Consider the following 6,397-nt stretch of genomic DNA (forward strand, 5'->3'; position numbering starts at 1 on the left):
GGCGTCACCGCCGGAACAGGACGGGCCGCCGGGTGGGCCGGTCAGGCCGCGGGCCGGGCCGTCAGGCCGCCGCCACCAGCACGCCGGCCGGCTCCAGGGCCAGCTCCAGCACCTCCCGGACGTCCGCGACCGGGTGGACGGTCAGCCGCTCCAGCACCTCCGCCGGGACGTCGTCCAGGTCGGGCTCGTTGCGCTTGGGGATGATCACCGTGGTGATCCCCGCCCGGTCGGCGGCGAGCAGCTTCTGCTTCACCCCGCCGATCGGCAGCACCCGCCCGGTCAGCGACACCTCACCCGTCATCGCCACCTCGTTGCGGACCTTGCGCCCGGAGAGCAACGAGGCCAGCGCCGTGGTCATGGTGATGCCGGCGCTCGGCCCGTCCTTGGGGACGGCCCCGGCCGGGACGTGCAGGTGCACGCCGCGGTCGCGCAGCGAGGTGACCGGCAGCTCCAGCTCGGCGCCGCGCGAGCGCAGGTAGGAGAGCGCGATGTGCGCCGACTCCTTCATGACGTCGCCCAGCTGGCCGGTCAGGGTCAGCCCGGTGCCGCCGGTCTCGGCGTCGGCGAGCGAGGCCTCGATGTAGAGGACGTCGCCGCCGGCTCCGGTGACCGCCAGGCCGGTGGCCACGCCGGGCACCGCGGTGCGCCGCTCGGCGGGCTCCTGGGCCGCCTCCGGCACGTGGTGCGGCCGGCCGATCAGGGCGCGCAGGTCGTCGGCGCCGATCGTGGCGGGCAGCTCGCGCTCGCCCAGCTCGTTCTGCGCGGCGATCTTGCGCAGCACCCGGGCGACGGCCCGTTCGAGGTTCCGCACGCCCGCCTCGCGGGTGTACTCCCCCGCGAGCCTGCGCAGCGCCGGCTCGTCGACCGCGACCTCCGCCTCCCCCAGTCCGGCCTTCTCCAGCTGGCGCGGGAGCAGGTGGTCGCGGGCGATGACGACCTTCTCGTCCTCGGTGTAGCCGTCCAGCCGGACCAGCTCCATCCGGTCGAGCAGCGGCTCGGGGATGGCCTCCAGGACGTTGGCGGTGGCGAGGAAGACCACGTCGGAGAGGTCCAGCTCGACCTCCAGGTAGTGGTCGCGGAAGGTGTGGTTCTGCGCGGGGTCGAGCACCTCCAGCAGGGCGGCGGCCGGGTCGCCCCGGTAGTCGGAGCCGACCTTGTCGATCTCGTCGAGCAGGACGACCGGGTTCATCGAGCCGGCCTCCTTGATGGCGCGGACCAGCCGGCCGGGCAGCGCTCCGACGTAGGTGCGCCGGTGGCCGCGGATCTCCGCCTCGTCCCGGACGCCGCCGAGCGAGACCCGGACGAACTCGCGGCCCATGGCGCGGGCCACCGACTCTCCGAGCGAGGTCTTGCCGACGCCGGGCGGGCCGACCAGCGCCAGCACCGCGCCGCCGCGACGGCCGCCGACCAGCCCGAGCCCCTGGTCGGCCCGGCGCTTGCGGACGGCCAGGTACTCGACGATCCGCTCCTTCACGTCGGCCAGCCCGGCGTGGTCGGCGTCCAGCACCGCCCGGGCGCCGGCGATGTCGTAGGAGTCCTCGGTACGCTCGTTCCAGGGCAGCTCCAGGACGGTGTCCAGCCAGGTGCGGATCCACGAGCCCTCGGGCGACTGCTCGCTGGAGCGCTCCAGCTTGTCGACCTCCTTGAGCGCGGCCTCGCGGACCTTCTCGGGCAGGTCGGCGGCCTCGACCCGGGCGCGGTAGTCGTCCTCCTCGCCGGCCGGGTCGCCGTTCAGCTCGGCCAGCTCCTTGCGGACGGCCTCCAGCTGGCGGCGGAGCAGGAACTCCTTCTGCTGCTTGGCCACGCCCTCCTCGACGTCCTTGCGGATGGTGTCGTTGACCTCCTCCTCGGCGAGGTGGTCGCGGAGCAGGCCGAGCGCGTACTCCAGTCGCGCGACCTGGTCGGCCTCCAGCAGCACCTTGAGCTTCTGCTCGGCGGTGACGAAGGACGCGTAGCCGATGTTGTCGGCGAGCTCGCCGACGCCCTCGATGGCGGCCACCCGGTCGACGACCTGCCAGGCGCCGCGCTTGCGCAGCCACTGGGTGGACAGGCTCTTGTACTCCCTGACCAGTTCGGCGGCCCGCCCGGCCACCGGGGTGCCGACCGAGGACTCCCGGAACGGCGTGGTCTCCACCCAGAGCGCGGCGCCGGGCCCGGTGGTGCCGACGCCGATCCGCACCCGGCGCACCGCGCGGACCAGCGCCGCCGGGTCGCCGTCGGCCAGCCGGCCGACCTGCTCGACGGTGGCGAGGGTGCCGACCGCCGCGTACGAGCCGTCCACCCGCGGAACCAGGAGGACCTGGGGCTTGCCGGTGGCGGCGGCCCGCGCGGCCTCGACGGCGGCGCGGACCTCGGTGTCCTTCAGGTCCAGCGGGACGACCATGCCCGGCAGGACGACCTCGTCATCGAGCGGCAGCACGGGCAGGGTGAGCGGAGTGGACGTCGATGCCATGATCTCTCCCCAGTCAGCGAACTTGAGTCGACCTGACTAAGGCTTTGCGGTCGCCGGATGTTCCCCGGACCTCGTTCGCCGTGAGCGAACGGTGAAGGAGATCTGGCGGTCCCGTCAAAACGCGGCCGGACCCGGCTCAGACGCGGTCCAGCGCGGCGGCCCGACCCGGCGCGGACCCCGGCGCGGGCACCGTCCGGGGGCGCTCGGCGGACGGCCCGAGCCGGATACGGCACGGCCGGTGCCCGTCCCAGCGGCGCAGCCACCGCCACAGCGCCACCCCGGTCAGCAGCGCCGCCGGGTGGCCGACCCCGGTGACCAGGTCCCGGTCACCGGCGATCTGCTCGACGATCAGAACCCCGGCCAGCCCGAGCGCGATCACCCGCCCACCCGGCCGCAGCAGCCCGGCCAGCGCGCCGAGGCTGGCCAGCACGCCGTAGCTGACGCCGATGTCCAGGTAGTCCATCGCGGCCGGCTCCAGCCGCCCGGTCTCCACCGCGACGATCACCACCCCCTGGGAGAGCAGGGTGGCGCCGATGTGCCCGGCGGCGAACACGGCGGCCGCCCTGGCCGGGCCGACCCGGCGCTCCAGCGGCGCGACGGTGAGGGCGAAGGCCCACAGGTAGGGCACCCAGTCCGGGCCGGCCACCCAGAAGCCGCTGAGCAGCAGCGCGCGCAGCGGGTGCTGCAGCAGGTTGTGCCCGTCGGAGCTGGACGCCTCCTGGAGCCGGCGCACCAGGTCCGGGTCGGCCAGTCCGGCGAAGGTGGTGGTGGCGCCGACCACCGCGAGGTAGCCGAGCGCGAAGGGGTTGCGCCGCGGGGTGGGCACCCGGGCCAGCAGCCACTCGACCACCCCGGCCCGCAGGCCGTGCCGGAGCATGCCGTACGGCGGACCGCCGCGCCCGGCGCGCACCCGTCGCTCCGTCATGCCGCCTCCGCTCCGCCTCCCGCGGCCGCCGCTCCCGCGCGCGTCCAACGCACCGGCGCGTTCCGGGAATCCCACCCCCGTGATTTGTCGTGGCCACGGTACGGGCGGCGACTGGGAGCCCGCTGGGAGAACGCTGGAAGCGACCGGGTCGCGGGGTGCTCGAATTGGTCCAGACCTTCTCCCCTTATACGCACGCCCATCCCCGCTGACCGGCGGCTTGGTGCCAACCGATGTGCATACATACCGTTACGGAGTGAAAAAACGCCGGGTAAGGTATCGGCCCGTGCCCACTTCCGAGTGGGCCCGACGAACGGCCCGGCGAGCCGGCCCACGGGCCGGAAATGTCCGGTCCACCTGCCGGGGATCACCCGCTGTCCGTACGCTGCGAGGTGTGTGGGAGAAGTGAGCGGCGCACACCCGCTCGCCGACCCCGCGGAACGCGACGGGACGGCGGACCCGGCACAGTCCACGACGGAACAAGACTACGAGCGGAGCCTTCGCCATCCCCACAGGTGGCCGGCCCGCAGCCCTGGGGGCGGTGGCGTGACCGTGACAGAAATTCAGCAGGACAACCAGAACGCCGGCGGCACGGTGAGCAGTCAGCGCAGAGTGCTGGTGGTCGAGGACGAGCCCACGATCGCCGAGTCCATCGCGGCCCGGCTGGGCGCGGAGGGCTTCAAGGTCGCCGTGGCCCACGACGGCCCGGGCGCCGTCGACGGCTTCCACACCTGGCAGCCCGACCTCGTCGTCCTCGACATCATGCTGCCCGGCTTCGACGGCCTTGAGGTGTGCCGCCGGATCCAGGCGCAGCGCCCGGTACCGGTCCTGATGCTCACCGCGCGGGACGACGAGACGGACCTGCTGGTCGGCCTCGGCGTCGGCGCCGACGACTACATGACCAAACCCTTCTCCATGCGCGAACTGGCCGCCCGGGTCAATGTGCTGCTGCGCCGCGTCGAGCGCGCCCAGCAGGCCGCCCGCACGCCCGCGCTGGGCAGCCTGCGCTTCGGCGAGCTGGAGATCGACCACGTGCAGCGCCGGGTCCGGCTCGCCTCGGGCGACGTCCACCTGACGCCGACCGAGTTCGACCTGCTCGCCTGCCTGGCCGCCCAGCCGCGCGCCGTGCTCACCCGCGAGCAGCTGCTGGCCGAGGTCTGGGACTGGACGGACGCCTCCGGCACCCGCACCGTCGACAGCCACGTCAAGGCGCTGCGCCGGAAGATCGGCGCCAGCTGGATCCGCACCGTGCACGGCGTCGGCTACGCGCTGGAGGCCCCGCTCTCGTAGCGGCGAAGCCTCGGACACCGGGCCGCCGGGGGGCCCGTGTCCCGACCGCCGTGCGCACCCACGCGGGGGACCACAGGGGACCAATGACCTTTCCACAGCAACGCAACGGGAACCTTGACGGCAGCCGGCCGCCCACGCTGGCCGCCCGCGCCGCGAAACGGGTCTGGGCCGACATCCGGCCGCTGGACCCGGTCCGCTCGATCAAGGGCAAACTCGCCCTCCTGGTGATCGTGTCGGTCTTCCTGGCCACCGGCATGGTGGTCGTGGCGATCCGGTCCGAGACCCAGATCCGGATCATCATGATCTTCTCGATGATCGCCTCGCTGCTCTTCATGCAGTTCCTCGCGCACGGGCTGACCGCCCCGCTGCGCGACATGACCGCCGCCGCCCGCGCGATGGCCTCCGGCGACTACAGCCGCCGGGTCGAGGTGAACTCGCGCGACGAGATCGGCGAGCTGGCCGCCACCTTCAACCAGATGGCGGCCGACCTGGGGGCGGCCGACCGGCACCGCCGCGAACTGGTCGCCAACGTCTCGCACGAGCTGCGCACGCCGATCGCCGCGCTGCACGCCGTGCTGGAGAACGTGGTCGACGGCGTCGTCCAGCCGAACCCGGCGACCCTGGGTGCCGCGCTGGAGCAGACCGAGCGGCTCGGCCGGCTGGTCACCCATCTGCTCGACCTCTCCAAGATCGACGACGGCGTGGTCGACCTGGACGCGCGCCCCTTCGAGGTGCGCGAGTTCCTGGACGGCGTGCTGCGCGGGGTCACCGTGGACGGCGCCACGGCGGGCGGGGCGTTCTCCCGGCGCGGAGACGTCCGGCTCGCGCTGGAGGTGAGCCCGATGGGCCTCACCGGCGTCGCCGACCCGGAGCGGCTCCACCAGGTGGTCGCCAACCTGGTCGACAACGCCTGCAAGCACTCCCCGCCCGGCGGCACCGTGACGGTGCGCGCCCGGCCCGACGAGGGGCCCGGCTCGCTGCTGCTGGAGGTCGAGGACGAGGGTCCCGGCATCCCGGCGGCGGACCGGACCAGGGTCTTCGAACGGTTCGGCCGCAGCGGCACCGCGACCGCCGCCGGGCCGGGCGCCGACGGCGGGACCGGCCTCGGCCTGGCGATCGCCCGCTGGGCGGTGGACCTGCACGGCGGGCGGATCGAGGTCGCCGAGGCCGCCCGGGGCTGCCGGATCGAGGTCCGGCTGCCCGGGCCGCGCTGACCGGCCGCGTTGACCGGGCCCCGGGGGTGAAGTGGACGAATGTCACAGATCCGACACAGAGCCGCCCCCGGGGTCCAAACCCCCCTATGTCCGCTTTTGACCGCATTTGTCGGGTGGTCGGAAGCGGTCGGTTCCCCTCCGATGCCGGTTTCTAACGCACATTTTCAGCCAAAGCGCAGGTCATGACTGTGATCTGGGCGACGCCTGAGCCCCGGGGACTGCGCGATCACTGGTCGGAGGCGTAGCCTTAATCCCCGCTGTCCAAACATCCCAAAAGGAAGCGGAAGAGGGCGGTTGCCGCCGTGTCGCCACAGTCCCCTGAACACCCCAACAGCTCGGCAAGCTCCACTGGCTTCGGCCCCAATGAGTGGCTCGTCGACGAGATCTACCAGCAGTACCTCCAGGACCCGAACTCGGTCGACCGAGCCTGGTGGGACTTTTTCGCCGACTACAAGCCCGGTACCGAGGTGACCCCAGTGACCCAGGCCGCGACCCAGGTCGGCGCTACGCCGACCCCCG

The 6,397-nt window shown here is 73.3% G+C and carries 5 protein-coding genes; 3 read left to right on the forward strand and 2 right to left on the reverse strand.

Features of this window, described 5'->3' with window-relative positions; translation table 11 throughout:
- Positions 1-61: 61 nt before the first annotated feature.
- On the reverse strand, positions 62-2,452 hold the full coding sequence (gene lon, locus ABD308_RS20300; protein ID WP_344337266.1) for an endopeptidase La: 2,391 nt from the start codon (positions 2,450-2,452) through the stop codon (positions 62-64).
- A gap of 136 nt (positions 2,453-2,588) precedes the next feature.
- Entirely contained in the window at positions 2,589-3,377 is a 789-nt protein-coding gene (locus ABD308_RS20305) for a rhomboid-like protein (RefSeq protein ID WP_344337267.1), read from the reverse strand.
- Between the two features lie 549 nt (positions 3,378-3,926).
- Between ABD308_RS20305 and ABD308_RS20310 the strand changes: the two genes are divergently transcribed.
- The 3 genes from ABD308_RS20310 to ABD308_RS20320 all read left to right on the forward strand — a co-directional run.
- Positions 3,927-4,664, forward strand: coding sequence for a response regulator transcription factor (locus tag ABD308_RS20310; RefSeq protein WP_344337269.1), 738 nt, complete (start codon positions 3,927-3,929; stop codon positions 4,662-4,664).
- Positions 4,665-4,747: 83 nt separating this feature from the next.
- Complete coding sequence (locus ABD308_RS20315; protein WP_344337271.1) at positions 4,748-5,878, forward strand: sensor histidine kinase; 1,131 nt, start codon at positions 4,748-4,750, stop codon at positions 5,876-5,878.
- 302 nt (positions 5,879-6,180) lie between these two features.
- Positions 6,181-6,397, forward strand: a 217-nt coding sequence (locus ABD308_RS20320; RefSeq protein WP_344337273.1) for a 2-oxoglutarate dehydrogenase E1 subunit family protein, incomplete at its 3' end; no start/stop codon positions are given.

The sequence above is a fragment of the Kitasatospora putterlickiae genome (genome assembly GCF_039527695.1).
In the GTDB taxonomy this organism is placed as follows: Bacteria; Actinomycetota; Actinomycetes; order Streptomycetales; family Streptomycetaceae; genus Kitasatospora; species Kitasatospora putterlickiae.

Coding starts and splice junctions, on each gene's coding strand:
- ABD308_RS20305 (WP_344337267.1), bottom strand. CDS start 3,377: ATGACGGAGCGACGGGTGCGCGCCGGGCGCGGCGGTCCGCCGTACGGC.
- lon (WP_344337266.1), bottom strand. CDS start 2,452: ATGGCATCGACGTCCACTCCGCTCACCCTGCCCGTGCTGCCGCTCGAT.
- ABD308_RS20315 (WP_344337271.1), top strand. CDS start 4,748: ATGACCTTTCCACAGCAACGCAACGGGAACCTTGACGGCAGCCGGCCG.